This window comes from Pseudomonas syringae (genome assembly GCF_021605415.1).
Lineage (GTDB): Bacteria > Pseudomonadota > Gammaproteobacteria > Pseudomonadales > Pseudomonadaceae > Aquipseudomonas > Aquipseudomonas syringae_S.
In genome coordinates this window covers 37,700-61,130 of the sequence record NZ_WKEQ01000016.1, presented here as the reverse complement: position 1 = coordinate 61,130, position 23,431 = coordinate 37,700, and the positions used below count along the sequence as shown (strand labels likewise).

General features: G+C 59.6%; 24 protein-coding genes. 8 read left to right on the top strand and 16 right to left on the bottom strand.

Features of this window, described 5'->3' with window-relative positions; all coding sequences use genetic code 11:
* Positions 1-29: 29 nt before the first annotated feature.
* Together GIW69_RS13675 and GIW69_RS13670 are read right to left on the bottom strand one after the other, a co-directional pair.
* Positions 30-821, bottom strand: coding sequence for an SDR family oxidoreductase (locus GIW69_RS13675; protein ID WP_496570918.1), 792 nt, complete (start codon positions 819-821; stop codon positions 30-32).
* A 36-nt stretch (positions 822-857) separates the two neighbouring features.
* The gene (locus GIW69_RS13670) at positions 858-1,088 is read right to left on the bottom strand and encodes a hypothetical protein (RefSeq protein ID WP_236483209.1); all 231 of its coding nucleotides are present in this window, start codon (positions 1,086-1,088) and stop codon (positions 858-860) included.
* Positions 1,089-1,314: 226 nt separating this feature from the next.
* Between GIW69_RS13670 and GIW69_RS13665 the strand changes: the two genes are divergently transcribed.
* The 4 genes from GIW69_RS13665 (at position 1,315) to GIW69_RS13650 (ending at position 4,456) form a co-directional block, all read left to right on the top strand.
* Complete coding sequence (locus GIW69_RS13665; protein WP_236483208.1) at positions 1,315-1,536, top strand: hypothetical protein; 222 nt, start codon at positions 1,315-1,317, stop codon at positions 1,534-1,536.
* A gap of 295 nt (positions 1,537-1,831) precedes the next feature.
* A complete protein-coding gene (locus GIW69_RS13660; protein ID WP_236483207.1) occupies positions 1,832-2,689 on the top strand; it encodes a LuxR C-terminal-related transcriptional regulator in 858 nt (285 codons plus the stop codon).
* Between the two features lie 254 nt (positions 2,690-2,943).
* Positions 2,944-4,023 (top strand): hypothetical protein, encoded by a 1,080-nt coding sequence (locus GIW69_RS13655; RefSeq protein WP_236483206.1) that lies wholly within the window; start codon positions 2,944-2,946, stop codon positions 4,021-4,023.
* 58 nt (positions 4,024-4,081) lie between these two features.
* Positions 4,082-4,456: a hypothetical protein gene (locus GIW69_RS13650; RefSeq protein ID WP_236483205.1), complete on the top strand. Its 375-nt coding sequence runs from the start codon at positions 4,082-4,084 to the stop codon at positions 4,454-4,456.
* 98 nt (positions 4,457-4,554) lie between these two features.
* Here the strand turns inward: GIW69_RS13650 and GIW69_RS13645 are convergent, their stop codons facing one another.
* The 3 genes from GIW69_RS13645 to GIW69_RS13635 are packed head-to-tail and all read right to left on the bottom strand — an operon-like array spanning position 4,555 to position 8,015.
* Positions 4,555-5,667 carry a carboxylate-amine ligase gene (locus GIW69_RS13645; protein WP_236483204.1) on the bottom strand — a complete coding sequence of 371 codons (1,113 nt, stop codon included), beginning with the start codon at positions 5,665-5,667 and terminating at the stop codon, positions 4,555-4,557.
* A 14-nt stretch (positions 5,668-5,681) separates the two neighbouring features.
* A complete protein-coding gene (locus tag GIW69_RS13640) occupies positions 5,682-6,626 on the bottom strand; it encodes a N5-glutamine methyltransferase family protein (protein WP_236483203.1) in 945 nt (314 codons plus the stop codon).
* A 15-nt stretch (positions 6,627-6,641) separates the two neighbouring features.
* On the bottom strand, positions 6,642-8,015 hold the full coding sequence (locus GIW69_RS13635; RefSeq protein ID WP_236483202.1) for an iron-containing redox enzyme family protein: 1,374 nt from the start codon (positions 8,013-8,015) through the stop codon (positions 6,642-6,644).
* Positions 8,016-8,198: 183 nt separating this feature from the next.
* Between GIW69_RS13635 and GIW69_RS13630 the strand changes: the two genes are divergently transcribed.
* Entirely contained in the window at positions 8,199-10,796 is a 2,598-nt protein-coding gene (locus GIW69_RS13630) for an EAL domain-containing protein (RefSeq protein ID WP_236483201.1), read from the top strand.
* A 5-nt stretch (positions 10,797-10,801) separates the two neighbouring features.
* Here GIW69_RS13630 and GIW69_RS13625 read toward each other — a convergent pair whose 3' ends face one another.
* The 7 genes from GIW69_RS13625 to GIW69_RS13595 all read right to left on the bottom strand — a co-directional run bounded on the left by GIW69_RS13625 (position 10,802) and on the right by GIW69_RS13595 (position 15,800).
* Entirely contained in the window at positions 10,802-11,251 is a 450-nt protein-coding gene (locus GIW69_RS13625) for a YetF domain-containing protein (protein ID WP_236483200.1), read from the bottom strand.
* Positions 11,252-11,258: 7 nt separating this feature from the next.
* Positions 11,259-11,771, bottom strand: a complete 513-nt coding sequence (locus GIW69_RS13620) for a hypothetical protein (RefSeq protein WP_236483199.1) — start codon at positions 11,769-11,771, stop codon at positions 11,259-11,261.
* Positions 11,772-11,781: 10 nt separating this feature from the next.
* Positions 11,782-12,282: a CinA family protein gene (locus GIW69_RS13615; RefSeq protein ID WP_236483198.1), complete on the bottom strand. Its 501-nt coding sequence runs from the start codon at positions 12,280-12,282 to the stop codon at positions 11,782-11,784.
* Between the two features lie 26 nt (positions 12,283-12,308).
* Positions 12,309-12,572, bottom strand: a complete 264-nt coding sequence (locus GIW69_RS13610) for a hypothetical protein (RefSeq protein WP_236483197.1) — start codon at positions 12,570-12,572, stop codon at positions 12,309-12,311.
* An 89-nt stretch (positions 12,573-12,661) separates the two neighbouring features.
* Positions 12,662-13,591, bottom strand: a complete 930-nt coding sequence (locus tag GIW69_RS13605) for a ZIP family metal transporter (RefSeq protein WP_236483196.1) — start codon at positions 13,589-13,591, stop codon at positions 12,662-12,664.
* A 98-nt stretch (positions 13,592-13,689) separates the two neighbouring features.
* Positions 13,690-14,916: a zinc-dependent alcohol dehydrogenase gene (locus GIW69_RS13600; RefSeq protein ID WP_236483195.1), complete on the bottom strand. Its 1,227-nt coding sequence runs from the start codon at positions 14,914-14,916 to the stop codon at positions 13,690-13,692.
* 110 nt (positions 14,917-15,026) lie between these two features.
* Positions 15,027-15,800: an AraC family transcriptional regulator gene (locus GIW69_RS13595; RefSeq protein ID WP_236483194.1), complete on the bottom strand. Its 774-nt coding sequence runs from the start codon at positions 15,798-15,800 to the stop codon at positions 15,027-15,029.
* Positions 15,801-15,998: 198 nt separating this feature from the next.
* Here GIW69_RS13595 and GIW69_RS13590 point away from each other — a divergent pair, with 198 nt between their 5' ends.
* Genes GIW69_RS13590 through GIW69_RS13580 form a run of 3 tightly spaced genes read left to right on the top strand, consistent with a single transcriptional unit; the run spans position 15,999 to position 19,222 of the window.
* Positions 15,999-16,925: a 4-hydroxyproline epimerase gene (locus tag GIW69_RS13590; protein ID WP_236483193.1), complete on the top strand. Its 927-nt coding sequence runs from the start codon at positions 15,999-16,001 to the stop codon at positions 16,923-16,925.
* Positions 16,926-16,976: 51 nt separating this feature from the next.
* Positions 16,977-17,924: a dihydrodipicolinate synthase family protein gene (locus GIW69_RS13585; protein WP_236483192.1), complete on the top strand. Its 948-nt coding sequence runs from the start codon at positions 16,977-16,979 to the stop codon at positions 17,922-17,924.
* Positions 17,925-17,950: 26 nt separating this feature from the next.
* Positions 17,951-19,222 carry an FAD-dependent oxidoreductase gene (locus tag GIW69_RS13580; RefSeq protein ID WP_236483191.1) on the top strand — a complete coding sequence of 424 codons (1,272 nt, stop codon included), beginning with the start codon at positions 17,951-17,953 and terminating at the stop codon, positions 19,220-19,222.
* A gap of 158 nt (positions 19,223-19,380) precedes the next feature.
* On the opposite strand, the gene GIW69_RS13575 is transcribed toward GIW69_RS13580, so the two are convergent.
* The 4 genes from GIW69_RS13575 to GIW69_RS13560 form a co-directional block, all read right to left on the bottom strand.
* Entirely contained in the window at positions 19,381-20,340 is a 960-nt protein-coding gene (locus tag GIW69_RS13575) for a 2-hydroxyacid dehydrogenase (RefSeq protein ID WP_236483190.1), read from the bottom strand.
* A gap of 33 nt (positions 20,341-20,373) precedes the next feature.
* On the bottom strand, positions 20,374-21,138 hold the full coding sequence (locus GIW69_RS13570) for an SDR family oxidoreductase (RefSeq protein WP_236483189.1): 765 nt from the start codon (positions 21,136-21,138) through the stop codon (positions 20,374-20,376).
* A 19-nt stretch (positions 21,139-21,157) separates the two neighbouring features.
* On the bottom strand, positions 21,158-21,850 hold the full coding sequence (locus GIW69_RS13565) for a fumarylacetoacetate hydrolase family protein (RefSeq protein ID WP_236483188.1): 693 nt from the start codon (positions 21,848-21,850) through the stop codon (positions 21,158-21,160).
* Positions 21,851-21,949: 99 nt separating this feature from the next.
* Positions 21,950-23,299: an MFS transporter gene (locus GIW69_RS13560; protein WP_236483187.1), complete on the bottom strand. Its 1,350-nt coding sequence runs from the start codon at positions 23,297-23,299 to the stop codon at positions 21,950-21,952.
* Positions 23,300-23,431: the final 132 nt, after the last annotated feature.

Sequence of the window (23,431 nt, the reverse complement as noted above, 5' to 3'; positions counted from 1 at the left end):
CGCAGACAGCACCGTCACTTGCGTCGAGGTCAGCGCCAGCGCGAAATCTCGTGAGCGGCCGACGAAGCGCCCGCGCGTCTGATGCAGGTCAGCGCGTTGCGCTTCGAACAGGTTGTCGCCGACAATTCACGGGGTGGATGCTGGATCACACTGAAAATGGCCCGGGCGGCGACATCCGGATCATGGATGGGTGGCACAGGTTGCGGACGTTTTTCGAGTTGGTTGCGCGCCCAGTCGAATTGCGGCGTGTTGACCGCCGGCAGTTGCACCATGCAGACGCGGATCCGACTCTGCTCATGCAGCAGTTCGCAGCGCAACGCATCGGTGAAACCGCGAACGGCGAATTTTGCGCCGCAGTAAGCTGACTGCAATGGAATAGCGCGATAGGCCAGCGCGGAACCCACTTGGATGATCAGTCCGTTATTGCGCGGACGCATCAGTTGCAGAGCGGCCAACGTTCCGTGAACGGTGCCGAGATAGGTGACTTGGGTGACACGCTGGATCTCTTCGGCGGTGAGTTTTTCGATGGGTGAAAACACCGTAACCATCGCTGAGTTTATCCAGATCAGCAGCGGCCCCAGTTTTTCCTCCAGCTCAGCGGCTGCCGCCAGAACCGCTGGCGCATCGGCAACGTCGACGCTGATTGCCATCACCTGCACGTCGTATTGCGCCAGCTCTTCGCGGGTGGCGGCCAGCCCTGCCTCATCGCGCGCCAGCAAGCCGATGCGGTAACCGGCGGCGGCAAACCGGTGTGCGGTGGCGCGCCCCACGCCTGCGCTCGCTCCGCTGATCACTACCAGGTGATTATTGTGCTCATCCATTGCGTTCACTTTGCGCACCGCTTTTGGTCAATCTGATCAATCAATCGGCCCGATATTCATGGTTCGGTCATCGCCCAATCCTGCCACTTTGGCGAGCACTTCCTTGGGCGTGCTGCTGGAGAAATGCACGACATAACCCATGCCGCTGCCGTCTTCCTCGACCGACGCGACCCACAATTCAACCTCGTCCGCCGCCAAGCCGACCGCCAGGCCAATCTGACGGTTACGGTGGTCCAAGTCGTTGTCATCCAGTGGATAGCGTTCCATTGAGCGGTCTCCTCACGTTCATCGTCTGGCTGTAAATGCCTATTAACAAAATGGACGGCGGACCGACGCCGACAGTTCGGTTTTTTTGACATCAACTGAAAACGTCCCGACGCATCACATCCCCCTGCGGCAGCGCCTGCTGGGGATGGGGGTGCCATGCGTCGGTTCGCCTGAACAGTCAACCTGTCGCCGCTTTCTACCGGTCACAACCTCTGGAGTCGCCGCTATGTATGAGGATCGCAGGCTACAAGCGTTGGAAACCTGGCATAAGTTGCTCAATCACCCGGAAATCCGCATGAACGCCGAGGAGCACTACGAGGAGCTGTTGCGTCTGGCCGAAGAATATTCAAAGCAGGGCTTTATCGACCGCGACGAACGCAAACATTTGGTGACGGAAGCGACCCGGCGATACGCCCAGGCAGTCGAAGGCGTGGGTGGCGGGACCTGAACTGTCCAGCAACGAATCAGGATCGATGACGCAGCAGACTCAGGAGCCACCCCGAACGCAAACAACCAAAGAGAACCCTCCCACTGAATATCGGCCGACCGTGCGCTCCGCGTATCGGCCGGTCGCTAGTGGCAAACAAAAGCGCAACAGATCGACAGCACCCCGTTGACTCACGAACAAACCACCGGGTGAAGCCCCATAAATTTACCCGCCTTCTCCAAAGCACAATTCCAATCCAAAACTGAGCCGCGTTCGCCACCTATCCTGCTGGGAAACTCGACAGGGAAGTTCGCAGGTGATCAGCACGCGGACGCTGCAGACACTCAGGTTTCTGGTGCAGCACGAAAGCCTCTCCGTGCGCGAGGCCTCGCGTCGATTAGGCATTTCCAGAAACACTGCCACGCGCTGGCTGTCCGTACCTCAGGGCGTCGAGCCTTGTTACCCGCTTCGCCCGATTTCACCGGGCTTGCTGGATCCTTATAAAGAACATCTGGTGGTTTGGCTGGAGGCCGGTCGGCACTGCGGCGAGCGCCAACGTAGCAGCGTCTGCACGTATCTGGAATGTTTGCGAATCATTGGTTTTCCTGGCAGCAAAAGCCTCGTCTATAACTATTGCCGAACCTGGAAACTGCAGCTGAACAGCGTCGCCCCGAGCGCGAGCGCTGTTGTTTTTGCAGGCAACCGGGAAGGCCTGACGGCGAGGGAATGGGAAGTGCTCGCCTGGACCGGCAAAGGCCTGTCTTGCCGGGAAATCGCCGCGACACTGAGCATCGCCACTCTTACGGTGCGCAAACATCGGTGCAATATCCTCAGCAAATTCGACCTGCACAGCACCGCGCAACTGGTGGCATTTGCGATCGCCCGCCTGCTTCAACGCGGCGATGCTCAAGATCAAAAGGCGCTCTCCCCGCTCACGGTCAGCCAGCGCGAAGTCGTCGAGTGTCTGGCGAAAGGACTGACCAGTAAAGAGATCGCAAGATGTCTGAATATCAGCCCCGCCACCGTACGCAAACATCGCGAAAACGCGATGAAATGCGTCCAGGTAACCCGGATGGCAGCGCTGATGTGGCACGCCGTCGGGATCCCGCCCGCTGCAGAAACCGGAATGATCGCAACGGTGCCGGTGCCGGTGCCGGTGCCGCCGACATGCTGATTGGCCGTTGTCAGCCACCCTGTAGGAGCTGCCGCAGGCTGCGATCTTTTGATCTTGCGCTGTTAAGGATCAACATCAAAAGATCGCAGCCTTCCGCAGCTCCTGCACGTTTTATGTACGCCATTGGAGTTATTTAAGTCTCGTCTTCAGCCGCACACGATGTCTGCGACGCAAGACTTTCATGTTCTGCGTCAGGCGGCATCCGGTCGCCAATTTAAAGGATCTTCAACTCACACCAAGAAGGCGTACACAACATGATCAACTGGAATGGTCAATTCACTCAGCTCATCAGGCAATCCAAGCCAGGCGCTTGGGGCAACTGGACGCTAAGCAGTGAAGTTTCACCAGGCGCGGTCGGTATTCTCGACCCACTGACAGGCACCTTCAAACTGATTGCCGATACAGTCCCCGGACTTAGCGCGGACAACTTTATCAAGACCACGGTCAGTTCGGACTGGGACACCATGTCCAGCGAAGTATCCCGAACAGAAACTGAAATCGACCTGGGCGGTGAAGTGACCGATCCCGAAACCGGTGTAAGCGCGAAAGCGGGCATGGACATCACCTGGAAGTTCGGCCGGGAAGGCTCGATGGTGTCCAAGTGTGCATTGGACCTGGAATCGGTATTGAACAATCCGGATACGGTGCTCGCCAACCATCTGGACTGGCTGGTTCAGCGTGCCACTCAGTCGGGCATGGGCTCGGACAGCGGCATCGCCCAGGGCTTCGGCATCATCACCAGTGTGCTGTACGCGCGCAGCGGACTGAATGTCGGCTCCATGTCGAGCGACAACGCGTTCTCGCTGAAGGGCAATGCTTCGGCCGTGCAGAAAATGGTGGGTGAAGTCAAAGGCAAAGGCTCGTACAGCTCGGCAAGCTCAAGCAAAAGCGTCGACAAACATTTGTGGCCCAGTGAATCGGGCGTGCTGGCGGCCGGCTCTGCCCCGCTGGCCTACACCTTTGCCTCATTCGACGGGCGTTTGGTGTTGCCAAGTTGGGTCAGGTACATCAACGCGTTTCAGTTGATCATCAGCAACGCCAACGGTGGCACGTACATCGTTGACGCGACCTTGGCCTATGACACTCCACGCGGACGCAAGACTGCAGAAGGTACCGCTTCGGGCGGCTTGACCGTGAGCTTCAGCGACATCCCGCTGGACGCGAGCAATGTTGTTCTGGAATGCGGATTTCGCGGCGTGATGTCGACGGAAAAACACTTGCTGCAATGGAAAAGTCCACGCGGGCAATGGATCGGCGGCGTGCGTCATGTCGATTTGTATGGTGTGTGGCCGGGCAGTACGCGCGCTGTCGATGTTGAGGCTGGAACCGCGTAGACGCCCGCAAAACATCCTCATCAACCCTTTTTGAAAACCCTTGCTTGAGTAAAAAATCATGAAAATCGACCCTCTGACGCTGGGCCTCGTAGGCGGCCTGAACGACCATCTCTTTACCGATCATGGCCTCGAAGAATGCGACGCCTCGATGAAAAGAGATTCGCTACGTAAATCCAAATGGTATGGCAACGAAGCGCACGTTACGCAAATGGTTGAAAATGCGTTTGATCAATTTCGCCAGGAGCAAATACGCAGTGTCGACGGAAACGGTGAGGTAACGCTTACCCAGAATCAGTATTTGCGAACGGTAAAAGATGTAGACACTGGCGTTCAAACGGGAACGGTTAATGGCGTGGTCACCCAGGGTGTTCGCCTCGTCATGAGAATAAAAAATTCGGGCGAAACCGAGATCATTACAGCATTTCCGATCTAACCCTGATCAACCGATCTCATGCCTGCATTTAAATCAGATGATCGAAACAAACCGCCTTGCGCAACCGGCCGTTCACTCTGCGCCGGTTGCGCTTTTTCCTAACTGGATCGAGTCTGCGCCAACAACAAATCAACCACCTGCTGCACAGCATCGGATGAGGCACCGGCCTGCGCGAGACAAGCCAACTGCCGCGAAGCGCTATTGCCCTCCAGCAGCAATGCGTCCACCTGATCAAACAACTGCGACTCACCCATTCCCCGCGCCGTGGCTTCGAACGTCAACCGCGCCAGATCCAGCCACTGCGCCGCGCTCATCACCTCGCCCCGCTCATCCAGCACAAATTTCCCGCCCGTACCATAACGCTTGGCCTGCCAGCGATTTTCCTTCAGCAACCGCCGTCGGGTGACATCAAACTCGGCACCCGGCCGCGGCAGATTGACCGCATGGGCCACCATCACCCGAAACATCGTCGCCAGCAAAATCGTGTCCCTCAATCGGGGACACGCATCGGTCATGCGCAACTCCAGGGTTGGATAGCGCGACGCCGGCCGAATCCCCCACCAGCCGTTCCCGCCCTTTTCAATCGTGCCGATCCGCTGCAGCAAGCAGAGGTGATTGCGGTAATCCGCTTCATCCACGAAATACTCAGGCGTGCCCATGCGCGGCCAGCCATCGCAGACTACCTGCCGATAGCTCATGAAGCCGCTGTTTTCACGCTGCCAGAATGGCGATGAACAACTGAGCATCAACAGCATCGGCAACCAGGGAGCGACCTCGTTCATCACGGCGATGCGATCGATACCTTGGGGGATTTCCACATGCACATGCAATCCGCTGAGCACACTGCGCCGCGCCACTGACTGAAACGCTTCGAACAATTGCTGAAAATGCGGTAGCGGTGTCGGCTGCTGATCACGCCAACGCGCTAACGGATGACTGCCAGCGCACAACAGGCCGATACCCTCTTGTGCCAGCGCCTCGCTCAGCCGCCCACGAATACCCGCCAGATAGTCAGCCGCTTCGCCGGTGGCTGAAAATACCGGCGAGGCCACTTCGATCTGTCCCTGGAACATTTCAAAAGCAAAAGCCTCACCGATGATCGAACGGCATTCATGCAGCAGCTCGACGGACGGTTCGGCCAGCATCTGCCGGCTCTGCAGATCGGTGAGGAAATATTCTTCTTCGATACCGAAATGCAGTGGCAAGCCCATGATGGCGGCAACCGTCAAGGCAAACGGGTAACGGTGAGAGCGACCACCGCGATGCGTTCCGCACGTTCGTATCCAGGTTTAAGCAATTCTTCGCCGAAGACATCCGGATCAAGTTCGCGGTACGTCCAGCCGAAGTGATCGCCGGACAATAGCGGCACGACAGCCTTCAGAAACGGATCCTCTCCGGCGACCATTGCCACGCCGGTGTACAACAACAGCGTCCCGCCCGTCTCTAGCCGGGGCAGCGATTCACGCACGATGCGCACCGACAACGCTTCGCCCAATGCGCCGCCACCATGGCGATAAGCGCGTTGCTGGTGGTCGTTCATATACGGCGGGTTGGCGATGATCAAATCGAACTGGCCCTGGACGCTGGTCAACAAATCACTGTGATAGGCCGCCACGTTCGAGGCACCGGCCAATTCGGCGTTCACCGCTGTCAGGCGCAATGCGCGAGGGTTGATGTCCACCGCCAACACTTCGGCATCGTGTCGAGCGCGTGCGATCAGCACCGCGCCAACGCCGGCCCCGCAGCCAATATCCACGGCGCGTTTGATCGGCTCGAACCGCTGCCGCAGCAATGCCTCGATTACTTGGGCGAAACGGTAGGTGTCCGGGCCGAAAAATACCGAATCGCTTTGCGTCGTCGGATAGGCCGAATGGGCGAACAGCTGGTCATGCAAAGACGACCAGCGAACCGTGCTGCGCCACAGATTTCCGTGCTGTTCGATGATCCCAGCCTGCTCCAGTCTCTCGAGTTCAGCCGTTGAAAACAGCTCGCTGGCAAACGGCATCGACCAGCCGAAGACATCGCGCAAGTCCTTGGCCAGCGGCGAACTGTAGCGTTGCAGAATGCGTTCGTGGGTCAACGGCGTTGGCGTGATGAAACGATAATGGCCTTCGCGCAACCGCGTCCCCAGTGCCAGTAAACCCCGATCAGCCTGTTCTTGTATTGTCATGAAAACTCCCCGGATTCAGCGCAAGGTTGAACGCAGTTGCATGAAACGCCGCGTCGCATAGAGCCCCGCCGGACGCCAGTGGCGCTGGGCCGAGAGCCAGGGAATCAGCGCTCTGATCTCTTCGTCTGGCGTCAAATATTCAAGGCTGGTTTTCAGCTGATCCAGTTCCACGTCCTCGACTTCCACCGCTTCAAGCTCATCCGGCGCAGCGCGATGAACGAAAGGCCGGCTGTGCGGCTCCTTCCAGCCGTTAGCGATCCAGTCATGCAGCAACTGCTTCTCGTAGCCACTGAACACGCCGAACATCACCGCCCCGCTACCCTCGATCAGTTGCCAGAACCGGCTGTCCTGTGGCGGCTGGCCGCGATTGATCCACTGTTTTTGCTCGAGCGCCTCAAGAAAAGCATCCATCTGACCGGGCGCCGACAACCATTGATTGACTGTGCGACCTTCGATCCGGCAGTAATCGGAATGCATGTGTTGACCGTACAGACGCTTGCGTTCCAGCATGGCCAGCACCTCTTGGTGCAGGTCGAAGTTCTTGATCACGGCGGTCGAGCCCACGCCGAGGTCATTAAGGCGATAGCCCAACGCCACGCGCCGACAGAAGTCTTCGCGCCCTTCACCAATCGGCATCAACTCCAGCAGCGATTGCACCGCTTTGCGGCCATGGCCGGTGCTCGCGTTATCAATCGTGACGTGCAGCCGAAAGTAATGCGGGTCGATACCCAGTTCGCGCAACTCATAGGCAGTAATCAGCAGGTGCAGCGGCAACTGCTCGTACCCGAGGTTGTAGCCGATCACTTCAGGCAGATAAGCGTCGCTGCAACGGCCAAGCGCCAGTTGCAATGCGCCTTGCAGGAAATCTTCGTCGTCCAGGCTTTGCAGGTCGGCGCAGTCATGATCGGCCAGCAACATGCGGTAGATCACCACATGATTCTGCCGTGCAATGCCTTCACCGAGCTCTTCCAGATAGGTGTCCAGCAGGCCGTCAAACCGGCAGTCCTGCCAGTGCGTCATCAAGCCGGATAACCACGCGCCGTCCACCTCCTTGGTCGGTGCGACACGTTGTAAAAAATACAACGCGTGGGATTTGCTCCGGAAATAACGCCGGGGCGCGCCGTCCTTGCGTGATTGCAGATAACCCGCGTAGTCAGCCGCCACGACGGCGCAGCGAGCTTGTGACCACTCAAGCAATTGCTCCGGATCGTCAGGCAGATCGCTCGACAGTTGAGCGGCTTCGCTCAGCTGGCGCTCAAGGAAACTGCGCGCAAGCGCGTCGGCATCGGCCGATTCCTTGAACAGCGCCTGGTATAGATCCCGGTTAGATCCGGTGTGTCCGAACGTAAGCGGCACGGGGGTTCCGACCGGCGATTGAATAAGTGTCATGACGGATTTCCTGTTTGAGCCGCACTACGGCGCCATGATCAGAAGAGCCCGTGAATTTGCGGAAATTCCATTTTTTTAAGCGGCGCTGGACGGCTGGCTACGGCGCGAAATCCATTGGAGAAAGTCTGAACAACGCGCCCATGCAGGTTTCAAAACCCAGACAACCGGTTCAAGGAAGAGACAATGGCCCTTTGCGCTGCAATGACTGCGACACCCGCCCCCCATCAGAGCGCCGTAACTCGCCGTTTGGCATTCGCCGTGGGTGCGCTGTTTTTCGTGGGCGTCGCCGTTGCGGTCGGCGCCCTGCTTTCCATTGCAAACCGTCTGGACTCGGAAGATGAACACCGAACCGAGTTCTATTCGGCACGCGCTCTGGAAAACCGTATCACCGCCGCAAAGAGCTACATCACCAGCTACGCCTACTGGACGACGGCCTACGAACACCTCAACGGAGAAGTTGATTTGAATTGGGCTTACGCCGAGCAAAACGTCGGCAAATCCCTGTTCACCAAGGACGGTTATGACGGCGTGTTTGTGCTCGATCACGAGCGCACCAAATACGCCCTGATCCGGGGTCAGCTCGTCCAAAACGACATCGCGCAGTACGCACAGGCTTCGGCATTCTCGCTGGTGGATCAAATTCAGAATCAGGTCGACGCGAGCAAACCCGTCAGTTCCTACACCTTGTTTGAAGGCTGGCCGGCCTTGATCACCGCATCGGCAATCCTTCCTGAAGACCAACCCCTCGCAGATCCCGAAAACGTTTCCGTACTGGTCTTCGCCGACAAATTGACCCCCACCAAACTGCGCAGACTGGGCAGCGCCTACGGCCTGAAAAACCTCACCCTGGCGCTGGATGACACCATCAAGGACAGCCAGCCGAAGGTTCCGCTGGACAGCACCGGTTACAGCCTTGTTGCCGATCTCGAGCGCCCGGGCTATCAATTGCTGTGGTCATTGCTGCCGACACTGCTGGGGACAATGGTGGTGCTGCTACTGGTCACCGGGTATTTTTTCCGCCACGCACTGCGCGCGTCCCGATCCGGCGACCGCAGCTTTGCCGCCATGCAAAGCTCGAATCAGGCACTGGAAACCGCCAATCAGGCGCTTGAATCCAGCGAAGAGCGCTTTCGCGCAGTCGCTGAAGCGGCGTCCGACTGGATCTGGGAGATCGACAAAGGTCGCTGCATCACCTATCTGTCGGGACGTTTCAGTGCCGTGACCGGGTTTTCCGCTCAACAGTGGCTGGGACGGGATCTGGAACAACTGCTGTCGTGCGACACCACGCCGTTGTCGATGTGGTTCAACAAGATGACCGAAGACGCCAACACCAGCGACTTGCGTTGCACCTATCGCGACCAGTCAGGCCAGACGCGCTACTGCCGGGTTTCAGCCCGGCCAATCATCGAAAAAGACACTGTGGTCGGCTATCGCGGCACGGCCAGCGACATCACCGACGAGGTCGCCGCCCACGCGCAGATCCAGCATCTGTCGCTGCACGATGCGCTGACCGGATTACCCAATCGCAACAAACTGGCACGGTTTCTCGACGAGGCTTTGCTGGTCAAGGAACACGCCTCGCCGTTGTCCGTCCTGATGATCGACCTGGATAATTTCAAACCGATCAACGACACCCTCGGCCACCCTGCCGGCGACGCGGTACTGAAAGAAGTGGCGGCGCGCCTGCGTGAATGCACGCGCGACCATGATTTGGTCGCCAGGCTCGGCGGCGACGAATTTGTCGTGGTGCTCAGCGGCATGGACAGCCACCACGAAATCGACAAGTTCTGCACACGGCTGATCGGCGGCTTGCATCAGCCGATCGACTATGAAGGCAAACCGCTGCACATCGGCGCAAGCGTCGGCATTGCCCTCAGTCGCCGCCAGGGGTTCGTGCCTGACGAACTGATCCGTTGCGCCGACATCGCGCTGTATCAAGCCAAATCGGATGGCAAGAACACCTGGTGCTATTTCGAACCGCACATGAGCGACCAGATCCAGAGCCGTCGCCAACTCGAAGATGATCTGCGTCACGCGATCAAGAACAGTGAGTTCGTCCTGCATTACCAGCCGCGCTACAAGGTTGATGGCAAGGAGATCGTATCGGTCGAAGCGCTGGTTCGCTGGCAGCATCCGACCCGAGGATTGCTCGGCCCCGATTTGTTTATCCCGCTGGCCGAACAGACAGATCTCATCGTGCCGCTAGGGAGGTGGGTACTTTGGGAGGCATGCGAAACTGCCCTGACCTGGCCTGACGACGTGATGTTGTCGGTGAACCTGTCCCCGGCGCAGTTCACCCGCAGCGATGTGGTCGAGGATGTCAGGGAAGTGCTCATCGACACGCAATTTCCGGCCAGTCGTCTGGAACTGGAGATCACTGAGAACGTGATGCTCAACGACACCGAAGGCGCGTTGAAAAGCATGAATGCCCTGAAGGAGCTGGGCGTGCGGCTGAACATGGACGACTTCGGCACCGGCTATTCGTCACTGGGCTATCTGCGTGCCTATCCATTCGACGGCATCAAGATCGACAAACGCTTCATCGCCTCGATCAGCAGCGGCGACAACGACCGGGCGGTGGTGCAAGCGATCATCGGGCTGGGCAAGGCTTTGGGCCTGACCGTGACCGCCGAAGGGGTGGAGACAGAGGAACAACTGGGCATCCTTAGCGAAGACCAATGTCAGGAAGTCCAAGGGTATTTGATGAGCCGACCGATCGACAAAGAAGCGTTTGCGCGGTTGCTGCACGCTTCAAGAACGGCGCAAGACACGCCGCTTTAGCGTATTCACTCTTGATCGCGGCGGATGATCGAGATCTTGCCGTTCCGCTCAAGGATCGCGAACTTGATCTCGTCGACAGTCTCGATGCCCTGACTCGAGCGTGCGGCTTCCATCAGGTCCGCCTCGACCAACCGCGAACGTCGCAGCCGTTCATGCAGGATCTTGCCGTCTTCAACGATGATTGTCGGCCCGCCGTCGATCAGCTTCGACACCGCCGCCGAGCGGCGCTTGAGCAATGACAGGCCGACGTCGATGGCGATCAGCGTGATGATGACGATGATCGCATTGGTCAGCGAAAAATCATCGCCCAGCAAAGCCTGCTGGGTCGCCTCGCCCATAATCATCAGCAATACAAAATCGAAGGTTGTCAATTCTGCCAGCGAACGGCGGCCGGCAATCTTGAACAGAATCATCAGGGCCGCATACATCACGGCCGCGCGTATTACCGAATCCATGGCGCACCTACGGAAGGATGAATTGCGTGAAATTGACCGATGCCGATCCGGGGCTGGACACCTGGCTGCTGTAACTGCCCAGACCGTCGCTGCGCAAGGTCAGATAGAGTGTCGCCTGCCCTTGAGCATCGACTTGCAGCGTCAGTTTGAGGCCCTGACCTGCGCTGACGGCTTTGATCGGATCCGGTTGCAAGGTCTCGATGCTGAAGGCATCCAGAAAATCACCGGACAGCTCCAGCTCTGCGGGGGCATTTGCTTTGCCGTTGATGCTGAGCTTCATCGCATTCGTAGAACCGTTGCGATGGATCATTTCGTATTCCACCTTGAGCTTGCCATCGCTGCTCTGCGCCTCACGGGCGCTCAACGGCCCGCGCGAAAAGGCACCTGACAGGGCCATGACCACGATGAGCACCAGCGTGTACCAACCCCAATGTTCAAAGCGCCAGACCTTGCGCTGAAACGCCATGTCCTCGTGTACGGGGTAAGTGCGGCTGCGGTAGTCGGAATGTCGATCATCCATGGCGCCCTCTCTACGCCTGTTCGCCGGCGAGCGCACGTTGATGAAAAACCGGCAGCGCTTTCAGGGCATGTTCGGCGGCCAGCGTCTGCACTTCGCAGCGCGTACCGAAAAATCGCAGCTGCCGAGTAAAAAGACTGCAACCCTTTTCGGTCTGGAATGCCCAGGCAAAACAGATGGTGCCACCCGGAATCCCGTTGACATCCTCCGGTCCGAGAATCCCGGTCGTTGCCACCGCCACGTTGGCCGTGCTGTCACGCAACGCGCCGAGGGCCATCTCGCGGGCGACTTCACAACTGGTCAGACCGAAGGTGTCGATGGTCTTCGCACTGACATTCAACAGCCGTTGCTTGGCCTCGGGCGAATAGACCACGTAACCGCTTTCGATCAGCTCACCGGTGCCCTTGATCTCGGACAGCAACAGAACAATCTTGCCCGCCGTGCAGGATTCCGCGCTCGTCAGCACCAGCCTCTGGTCACGCAAATAGTTGACCGCGATGGATGCAATCGACATATCCGGCCCTCCCGAATCAGCAGATATCAAGACGTCATACGGTCAGTGAAGTCATCGCCAGCGATGGCGCGCAAGTAGGCCTGATCGGCCTCGATACGCAAGTCGCGCCACTCTTGCCAGGTGATGATGCCCTGTCGATCCATTTCGTCGGACCGGCGCAGCAGTTCTTCGTGGTACGCGTCTGGCGTGTCCATTCGCAGCGCAGTGTCTTCCAATATTCGGTGCCAGCGATCATAAGCACGAAGTTTGTGTTCTTGCGCAGCAGTAAGAGGGCTTTTGAATGAGTTCACGGCTCGGCTCTCCGACAGTGTTTCTACATGGAGCAACAGCGTTCGACGCAGGTTCAACGATCCTGACGGGAGGAACGCCGTTGCGGCGCTCAACCCAGCGCGGTATCGAGGAACATCATCACGCTGAAACCGATCATCAAACCCAGCGTCGCAGGTGTTTCATGGCCATTGCGATGTGTTTCCGGGATGACTTCGTGAGACACCACGAAAATCATCGCCCCGGCCGCCAGCCCGAGCGCGACGGGATAGCCCAATGCGAAGCCGCTGGAAATTCCCAGGCCGATGATCGCGCCCAACGGTTCCATCAGCCCTGAGCCGACCGCGATCAACGCCGCCCGCAGCGCTGAAATCCCGGTGACCCGAAGCGCCAGGGCCACGGCCAGCCCTTCAGGAATGTCCTGAATAGCGATGGCGGTGGTCAGCGGCAAGCCCACTCTCATGTCGCCATTGGCGAAGCTCACGCCGATGGCCATGCCTTCCGGCAGGTTATGCAGGGTGATTGCCAATACAAACAGCCAGACCCGATTGAAGCGCTGGGCCTCAGGCCCGCGTCGGCCGCTTTTCTCGTGTTCGTGAGGCACGAAACGATCGAGCCCGACCATCAGCGCCACGCCCAGCGCCAATCCGGTGACGACCACACACGCCGCCAGCATCTTGTTTTCGCAGAGCGCCTGCGCGGCGTCGATGCCGGGCAGAAGCAATGAGAACGAACTGGCCGCGAGCATCATGCCGGCGGCGAAGCCGAGCATGATGTCTTGGGTGCGCGAGGCGATATGCCGCAGGACCACGGCCACCATCGCGCCCGTCGCCGTGGCACCGAACCCGGCCAGCCCGCCCAGTGCGGCATAGCGCAGGTTGTTCTGGTCGGCGCCGACCAGCGCGTTATAACCACTGGCGAGCAGCAACACGGTCACCAGGGTCAGCGTCGACCAGAACAACAGTCCCGGCCATCCTCCGCTCGAAGCAAAATCCCACCATTGACGCAGCGGCGTGCGGGCCGCAGACGTGGATTGCGCCATGTCATCTCCTTGAGTTCAACGAGAGACCGCACGGCGCCTGTCCCTTTGCGCGGTGCGGCCGATCAATCATTTGCGCTGTTGCCGATGCACGACAATCATCAACTGGCCGGCACCAAGGTCGGATCCGTGATGGCTTCGGTCAGCGGCACGTCGCTGCCGCCCGGAGTCAGGATCACCTTGCGACAGTTCTCCTGTTTCTTGTCGAAAATCTTGTAGCCCTCGGCGGCCTGTTCCAGCGACATCCGGTGCGTGATGATCGCTTCGGGCTGAAGTCGGCCGGTCTCAATGTGTTCCAGCAGCTCAGGCAAGAATCGCTGAACGTGGGTCTGGCCCATTTTGAAGGTGAGGCCTTTGTCGAACGCATCGCCGAACAGGAAGCCGTGAATGAACCCGGCGTAGACGCCGGGCACGCTCACCACCCCGCCCCGGCGAACCGCCGCGATGCATTGGCGCAACGCCTTGCCGCTGCTGCCTTCGAGCTTGAGAGTGGCGAGCACGGTTTCCGTGGTGCTGCCCTTGGCTTCGAAGCCGACCGCATCAATCACCGCATCCACGCCGCGATGGCCTGGCGTCTGGTTGATGATCGTGTCCGCCGGATCATCATCGTCATCGAAGTTGATCGGGATGACGCCATAAGTGCGCTGCGCATAATCAAGGCGATATGGGTGATGATCGACCATGAAAATGCGCTCGGCCCCGAGCATTTTTGCGCATGCGGCACTGAGCAGGCCGACCGGCCCTGCCCCGTAGATCGCCACACTCGAGCCCTGCACGATGTTGGCGTTGATGACGGCTTGCCAGGCCGTCGGCAGAATATCCGAAAGGAACAACACTTTTTCATCCGACAGCGTGCCCGGAACCTTGAAGGGGCCGGTATTGGCTTTGGGCACCCGAACCAGTTCCGCCTGGCCGCCGGGAATACCGCCGTACAAACGGCTGTAACCGAACAGCGCAGCGCCTGGCGGTATTGACTTCTTGTTCATGATTGCGCCGCGCCCGGTGTTGGTGGTTTCGCACGCCGCGTATTGCTCAAGCTGGCAGAAGAAGCAGTCACCGCAAGCGATCACAAATGGAATGACGACCCGGTCGCCCCGCTGCACGGCAGTCACCGCAGACCCGGTGTCTTCGACGATGCCCATGAACTCATGGCCGAAAATATCGCCATGCTCGACGGTGGGAATCTTGCCCCGGTACAGGTGCAGGTCAGAGCCGCAAATGGCCGTCGCCGTGACGCGCAAAATGATGTCGTCGGCGGCTTCAATTACGGGATCGGGCACCGTTTCGACTCTGACGTCATGAGTGCCGTGGTAGGTCATCGCGCGCATGGCTGGCTTCCTCGATTAATGAATATGGCTGGTCATTAATTAAGGGCTGGCAAAGTCGCGGCGAGTTTCATTGCGTAGCGGCGTGACCGGATCAACGGCACTTCAACTGTTTAAATATCCGTCGCCTGCCGGTACTGGCGCGGCGTGAACCCGGTCAACGCCTTGAACTGCCGGGTGAATGCGCTGTGATCGGTATACCCGCATTGCAAGGCGACTTCGGTGATCGGCATATCGGTGTGCAGCAAGCGGTGCGCCTGTTCGAGCCGCACTTTCTGGATCATCTGCCTGGGTGTGAGGTGGAACACCCGTTTGCAGTAGCGCTCCAGTTGCGCCACGGAGATCCCGGCAATACGGGTGAGTTCAGCCAAGGTGACGCGCCTGTTGAAGTGAGCGCGAATGTATTCGTCTACGGCTGCCAACCGTTGATACGCCGGATGGGTTTCACTGGCCGATTGCAGGTCGACCGAGATGCCGGCCAGGCCGATTATTTCGCCATCGCGGTTGTACAGCGGCCGTTTGTGAGTGAGGCACCAACCGGGTTCGCGGCTGCCGTACAAATGCAATTCAAGCTGATCCTCAAGCACCAGCCCCTGCTCCAGTACCTTGCGATCCTGTTCGGTGTAGCCCGGGCCCAATTGCGCGGGGAAAACTTCGGCACTGGTCTTGCCGAGCAACGGTTTCAGGCTTTTCAGACCGCAGCGTTGCACCAGCGTGTTGTTGGCCATGACGTAGCGGGCGTGAACATCCTTGATGAAGATCGCAGCGTTCGGGATGACATCGAGCATCGGCAATATCAGCGCCATGCCCGCCAGCAGATCTTCGAGGGTTTGCGGACGACTCGCCTCGTTTTCCTGGCACAGGATCGCAAATGCATTTTGCGTCATGACGTTTTCCTCACTCTTCGCCCGGGCCCTGCGCCTGGAAGACCACGACTGTCGCGCAGATTGCCGCATGTTCGGCAGCCTGTCGAGCCGTTGCAATTGTGCTGATTTCGTCATCGATGGCGGCAAAAAACATCAATCGCAGGCGCTGTGACGGGTTCATCGTATCGGCAAGCGGATAACCCCTGAGTGGAAAGCCCCATGAAAAAACTACACGTGATCGACTCCCACACCGGCGGCGAACCTACGCGTCTGGTGATGAGCGGCTTCCCGCAGCTGCCCGGCCGCACCATGGCCGAGAAGCGCGATGCCCTGCGCGATCAGCATGATCAATGGCGCCGCGCCTGCCTGCTGGAACCGCGTGGCAACGACGTGCTGGTCGGTGCGCTGTATTGCGAGCCCGTGTCGCCGGACGCGATCTGCGGGGTGATTTTCTTCAACAACAGCGGCTACTTGAACATGTGCGGCCACGGCACCATCGGCCTGATCAATTCGTTGCAGCACCTGGGGCACATCAGCGCCGGCGTGCACACGATCGACACCCCGGTCGGCCCGGTCAGTGCCACGTTGCATGCGGACTGCACCGTGACGCTGGGCAACGTTCCCGCTTATCGCTATCGCCAGCAAGTCGCGGTCGAAGTGCCCGGGCATGGTCGTGTCTACGGTGACATTGCCTGGGGTGGCAACTGGTTTTTCCTGGTTTCAGAGCACGGCAAAACCCTGCAGATGGACAACGTCGATGCCCTGACCGAATACACCTGGGCCATGCTCAAGGCACTTGAAACCCAAGGCATTCTTGGCGAGGACGGTGCGCTGATCGACCACGTTGAACTGTTCGCCGATGACGAGCAGGCCGACAGCCGCAACTTCGTCATGTGCCCGGGCAAAGCCTACGACCGCTCGCCCTGCGGTACCGGCACCAGCGCCAAGCTCGCGTGCCTGGCCGCCGACGGCAAACTTGCCGAAGGCGCGCCCTGGATACAGGCGAGCATCACCGGCAGCCGGTTCGAGTGCCGTTTCGAATGGGAGGGTGAGCGCGTGCGCCCGTTCATCACCGGCCGCGCCTACATGACCGCCGACGCCACGTTGCTGATCGACGAAGAGGATCCTTTTGCATGGGGCATTTAAACCCTTCGCTCTGACACCTTAATCCGCATGAATTCTCCAGGAGCTAAAACAATGAGCGACAACATTTTCACTGGCTGCATTCCGGCACTGATGACCCCCTGCACCGCCGAGCGCACACCGGACTTCGACGCGCTGGTGGCCAAGGGTCGTCAATTGGTCGATACGGGCATGAGCGCGGTGGTGTATTGCGGCTCCATGGGTGACTGGCCGCTGCTGACCGAAGCCGAACGTCAGCAAGGCGTGGCGCGTCTGGTCGCGGCAGGTATTCCCACTATCGTCGGTACGGGCGCGGTCAATAGCCGTGAAGCGGTGTCCCACGCTGCCCATGCCGCCAAAGTCGGCGCTCATGGCTTGATGGTCATTCCGCGCTTGTTGTCCCGTGGCACGTCGGCCACTGCGCAAAAAGCCCACTTCGGTGCAATCCTCAATGCCGCGCCACACCTGCCGGCGGTGATCTACAACAGCCCGTATTACGGCTTCGCCACCCGCGCCGATCTGTTTTTTGAACTGCGTCGCGAATTTCCCAACCTGGTCGGCTTCAAGGAGTTCGGTGGCGGTGCCGACCTGCGTTATGCCGCTGAACACATCACCTCCCAAGATGACAACGTCACGTTGATGGTCGGCGTCGACACCCAGGTCGTGCACGGTTTCGTCAACTGCAACGCCACCGGCGCCATCACCGGCATCGGCAACGCCTTGCCCCGCGAAGTCCTGCAACTGGTGGCCCTGAGCAAAAAAGCCGCCAAGGGTGACGCCAAGGCCCGTCGTCAGGCTCGCGAGCTGGAATCGGCGCTGGCCGTGCTGTCATCGTTCGATGAGGGCTGCGATCTGGTGCTTTATTACAAGCACTTGATGGTGCTCAACGGCGACAAGGAATACGCCCTGCACTTCAACGAAACCGACGCGCTGACTGATGCACAACGCAACTACGCCGAGCACCAGTACAACCTGTTCCGCCAGTGGTACGCCAACTGGTCGGCTGAACAAAACGTCGGCTGATTCGCCGCCAGAGAGAAAATCCAGCCATGGTGAACGCCCTTGCATCACACGATCCGACCGATATCGTCGTGGTCGGCGCCGGCATCATCGGCGTCGCCTGTGCCCTGCGGCTGGCGCAACATGGCTTGCGCGTGGTCGTTGTCGATCAACAAGCACCGGGGCATGGCGCCTCGTTCGGCAATGCCGGGCATCTGGCGACGGAGCAGGTGTTTCCCATTGCCGACCTGACGATTCTCAAACGCTTGCCGGCGATGTTGATGGATCCGATGGGGCCGTTGCGCCTCGACTGGAAACACCTGCCCCGCGCCCTGCCCTGGTTTACGCGACTGTTGCTGAACTTGCGTCCGGCGCCGTTTCAGCGGACGGTCGCCGGCCTTCGTGCGCTCAATGAAAGCAGCCTGGGCGCGTGGCAGCGGTTGCTGCAAAGAATCGAGCGGCCAAATCTTCTACAAGAGAACGGTTCGCTGCTGGTGTTCGAGCGCGCCGAATCGCGCCAGGCGATTGAAGTCTTGCAGGCGCGCATGTGTCAGCAGCAAGTGCCGGTGGATTTCTGGTCGGCCAGCGAGGTACAGGCGAGTACGCCGCAGCTGAGCGAGCAGATTCGGGGTGGCTTGTTTTATCCGCGCACGGGACATTTTCTTGATCCGCACGCGGTTGTTTGTGAATTGGTTGAAGCGGCGAAAGGCTATGGCGTGCAGTTCCTCCAGAGGCGCGTAAACGGTGGAGAACTGACCGCGGACGGCATTGCGTTGGGCACCGATCAGGGGCGGTTGCAGGCTCGCCAGGTGCTCATTGCCTGCGGCGCCCATTCGGCGAAACTCACCGAAACGCTGACCGGGAAAAAGGTGCCGCTGGACACCGAGCGCGGTTATCACTTGATGCTGCCTCATGAGCACGAGCGGCTGCCGTTTGCGGTGACGTCGCTGGAGCGCAAATTCATCATGACGCCCATGACTGGGGGGCTTCGATTGGCGGGTACGGTGGAGTTCGCTGGGCTGGAACGGCCGCCGGTGATGGAACGTGCGTGGCAGTTGCATCGGTTGAGCAAGGGGTTGTTTCGTCGGGAATTGAATGCCGAAGACGCCACGCCCTGGATGGGCTTTCGCCCTTCGCTGCCGGATTCGCTGCCCATCATCGACCGGGTGTGCGACGGCAAGGTGTTGCTCGCCTTCGGCCATCAACATCTGGGATTGACACAGGCGGCAGCTACCGCCGAATTGATCGAAAAAATGCTTTGGCCAAATCTTTCAGCCAGGCAAATTCCGGCGCTGGAGCCGTATCGCCTGGATCGCTTTTAAACCAAAAGATCGCAGCCTTCGGCAGCTCAGTGTCTGGCGATGAATCCAGATTTCATGAGCCAACACAAATCCCTGTGGGAGCTGGCAAGCCAGCTCCCACAGGGATTGGCGGCGAATCGCAGTTTCCGGTTTGACCCAGAGCTCCTATAGGAGTGAGCCTACAGGTCTGTGACGCTACCCTCTGGCTTCTTTCCGGCGAAGGTATCGAGCAGACTCGCCACCACCATCTCTCCCATCCGCGTACGGGTCTGAATCGTCGCGCTCGCCCGATGCGGTTGCAACACTACGTGTTCATTGCCATACAGCGTTTCAGGCACATTCGGCTCATCGACAAACACGTCCAGCGCCGCACCGGCAATGTCGCCGGCCTCCAAAGCGGCCACCAGATCCGTCTCGTTGACCAGTTTGCCCCGCGCCACGTTCACCAGATAACCGCCCTTGCCCAAGGCCTGGAGCACTTCAGCATTGATGATCGCTTCAGCTTTATCCGCCGCTGCCGCCAGAATCAACGCATCACTCTGACTGGCGAGTTGCTTGAGATCAGCCACGAAGGTATGACTGACATCACTCATCGGCTGCAGATCGGTGTAGCTAATCGGGCACCCAAACGCCGCCGCCCGGGTTGCGACCGCACGACCAACCCGGCCCATGCCGACGATGCCGATGCGCATGCCGGACACTTGCCGGGCCAGCGGCAACGGCGCCAGCGGCGTCGGACTCTGCGGCCATTGTCCGGAGCGCACGTAGCGGTCGCTGGTGCACAGCCCCCGGCACACGGCGATCAACAAACCGATGGCCAGATCCGCGACATCGTCGGTCAGCGCACCAATGGTTGCCGTCACGCGAATTCCGCGGTCACGGGCGTACGCCAGATCCACGGCATCGGTGCCCACGCCATTAACGGCCACTACTTCCAGTTTCGGCAACTGCGCCATGACCGCCTGGGTGATGCCGGTGTGGCCACCAGTGATCACGCCGCGAATGTTTGCGCCGTGTTCCTGTAGATACGCGGCCTTGTCGGACTGCTCGTAGTAGCGGCGAATCGTGAACAGCTCATCGAGTCGGTCACGGATTTCCGGGATCAGGATCGGGCTCAGCTGCAAGACTTCAGGTTTCATAATTACCTCGGCAAATCGGAATAAAAAGGCCGGTCAACCGCGACCGGCAAACGGCATGGCGGTGGCCATGACGGTCATATTCAGGACGTTCGCTTCGAGCGGCAGGCCGGCGACATAGCGCACCGCGTCGGCAATGTGTTTGACGTCGACCATGGGCTCGACCGCGATGCTGCCGTTGGCCTGGCGCACGCCTTTGGTCATGCGCACGGACATTTCGGTCAGGGCATTGCCGATGTCGATCTGGCTGCAGGCGATGTTGAATTCACGGCCATCCAGGGCCAGGGATTTGGTCAGGCCCAGCACCGCGTGTTTGCTGGCGGTGTAGGCGCTGCTGAACGGGCGCGGGGTGTGCGCCGAAATCGAGCCGTTGTTGATGATTCGCCCACCCTGCGGCTGCTGCCGGCGCATCAGGCCAAAAGCGCCACGTGCGCAAAGGAAAACACCATTGAGGTTGGTGTCGACCACGTTGCGCCATTGCTCGACCGTAAGTTCATCCAGCGGCACGGCAGGCGCGTTGACCCCGGCGTTGTTGAACGACACGTCGAGGCGCCCGTACACCTCGGCAATGGTTGCGAACAGCGCATCGACACTCGCCGGGTCGCGCACATCGGTCGACACCGCCAACGCTTTGTGCCCCTGCCCGGCAGCCTGTTCGACCAACGCCTGCAACGGCTCGATCCGGCGGCCCGCCAGCACCACGGTGAAGCCGTCTTCCATCAGCGCCAAGGCCACGGCGCGACCGATACCGCTGCCGGCACCGGTCACCAGCGCCACTTTCAATTCATTGTTGTTCGACATGCGGATGACTCCAAAGGGTTCAGGGACGCGGGCCAACGCGCATTTCCAACTGGCCGATGCCGTCGATGCCAGCCGTGACGACGTCACCGGGTTGCAGCAGATCAACCCCGGCCGGGCTGCCGGTCATGATCAGGTCACCGGCCCGCAGCGCGACCGATTGCGAGATCCGGCTGATGACTTCACTGACCGACCAAATCTGGCTTTCGAGGCCGTCACGCATGCGTTCCTGGCCGTTGACGTTCAACCACACCTCGCCGTCGGGATGCCCGGAACGAGTGACCGGGACAATCGCGGTCATCGGCGCGGCACCGTCGAATACCTTGGCGCCCTCCCACGGCAAACCGTTGAGCTTGGCATTGCGTTGAACGTCGCGGCGGGTCAGGTCGAGGCCGGCGGCATAGCCCCAGACATAGGCCATCGCCTCGTTTTCAGGGATGTTCGCGCCCCCTTCCCCGATGGCAACCACCAACTCGACTTCGTGGACAAACTCGTCGGTCACTGGCGGGTAAAGTATTTCGCCGTTCGCCTCGACCACCGTGCTCGCCGGTTTCATGAAGAACACCGGTGGCTGACGGGTCTGGCCCTGGGTGTCGGGCCACGGGTAGTTGCGGCCGACACAAAACACCCGGCCAACGGGGAAGCGTCGTTCGCTGCCAACCACCGGCAAAGTGACTTGAAGATCCGGGGTAAAAACGTACTCGGTCATGTTCATCCTGATCGTTGTCCTGTGTGAAACATCAGCGTACGGCGGCAATCGGTCGCGTAGTTGGACGAAAGCCGCCTCTCATTGGAGAAAACCGGTCTTGTTCAATCAGCGCGGCTTCAGTTCGATGCGGTACAGGCGTCCCAACAACAACGAGTAGGACAAGGTGCCGATCAGCGCGACGCCGCCAATGAACCAGAACGCCCACGCAAACGAGCCGGTGGCATGGACAATCGCGCCGATGACGATTGGCGTGACGATGCCACCGATATTGGCCGCCAGGCTGGTGATCCCGCCAGTCAGGCCGATCAGCTCCTTGGGCGCGACTTCAGACACCGCAGCCCAGGACGACGACGCGATGCCTTGGGCGAAAAACGCCACGGTCAACACAGCGATGCAAATCACGTTCGAGTCAGTGAAATTCACCAGCACGATTGACATGCCGAGCATTGAGCCGACCACCAGCGGCAGTTTGCGCGCGAAGGACATCGAGTAACCCCGGCGAATCAACAGATCGGAAACGATACCGGCCAGCAGGATGCCAACGGTCGCGCCCACGAACGGCAACACCGCGAAGACGCCGGCCTTGATCATGGTTAATTGGCGTTCTTCGATCAGGTACGTCGGAAACCACGTCAGGAAGAAATACAGCGCCGAGGTGCTCGCGAACTTGCCAATGCAGATCGCCCAGACCTGCCGGTAACTGAACAGCTCGGCAACCTGGCGCCAGTTGAAGCGGGTGCGTTCCTGGCTGCTTTTGACCAGTCCGCCGCCGTCCTCGATGTATTTGAGTTCTTCCTTGCTGACCTTTTTGCAGTTCAACGGATCGCGATACAGGAACAGCCAAACCACACCGAAAATGATCCCGACCGCGCCAGTGCTGTAAAACACGTGGCGCCAGTCATACGTGGTCGCCAGCCAGAGCAGTGCGCCGGTAAACAATGCCGTGCCCAGATACTGACCGCAGACGTAGATACTGCTCGCCAGACCTCGTTCACGGGCGGGAAACCACACCGTCACCGCGCGGCTGTTGGCCGGAAATGCCGGCGCTTCCATCGCGCCGACGGCCAGGCGCAGCCCGAACAACGACGCGAACCCGGTCGCCAGACCCTGGCAGACCGTGACGGCCGACCAACTGATCAGCGACACGCCGTACGTCACTCGCGAGCCGAAGCGATCAGCGACAAAACCGGCCGGCACCAGTGCCAGCGCGTAAGTCCAGGCGAACGCGGAAAAAATCAAACCCATTTCTATCTTGTCCAGGCCCAGATCCTTGGCCATGAACGGTGCGGCAATCGAGATATTCACCCGGTCGACGTAATTGATGATCGTCGCGATCAGCAACAGCGACAGCATGAACCAGCGCCGCCGCGAGGGAAGACGTTGCGGCAGCACCGCGTCGCTGGCGCCGGCGATGGCTGACGCGGTCGTGGCGTGGGAGGTGTGGGAATTGGACATGAACGACCTCGTTATTGTTAGAAGGATCGAGATGTTTTCGGGTAGCCGAAGCCGTTGCCCTCCGTGGCGGGGGCAAGGCATTCGTCAGTGAAATGGAAGCGCGATCAGGCGTTCGGCGGCGCCGTCAGACTA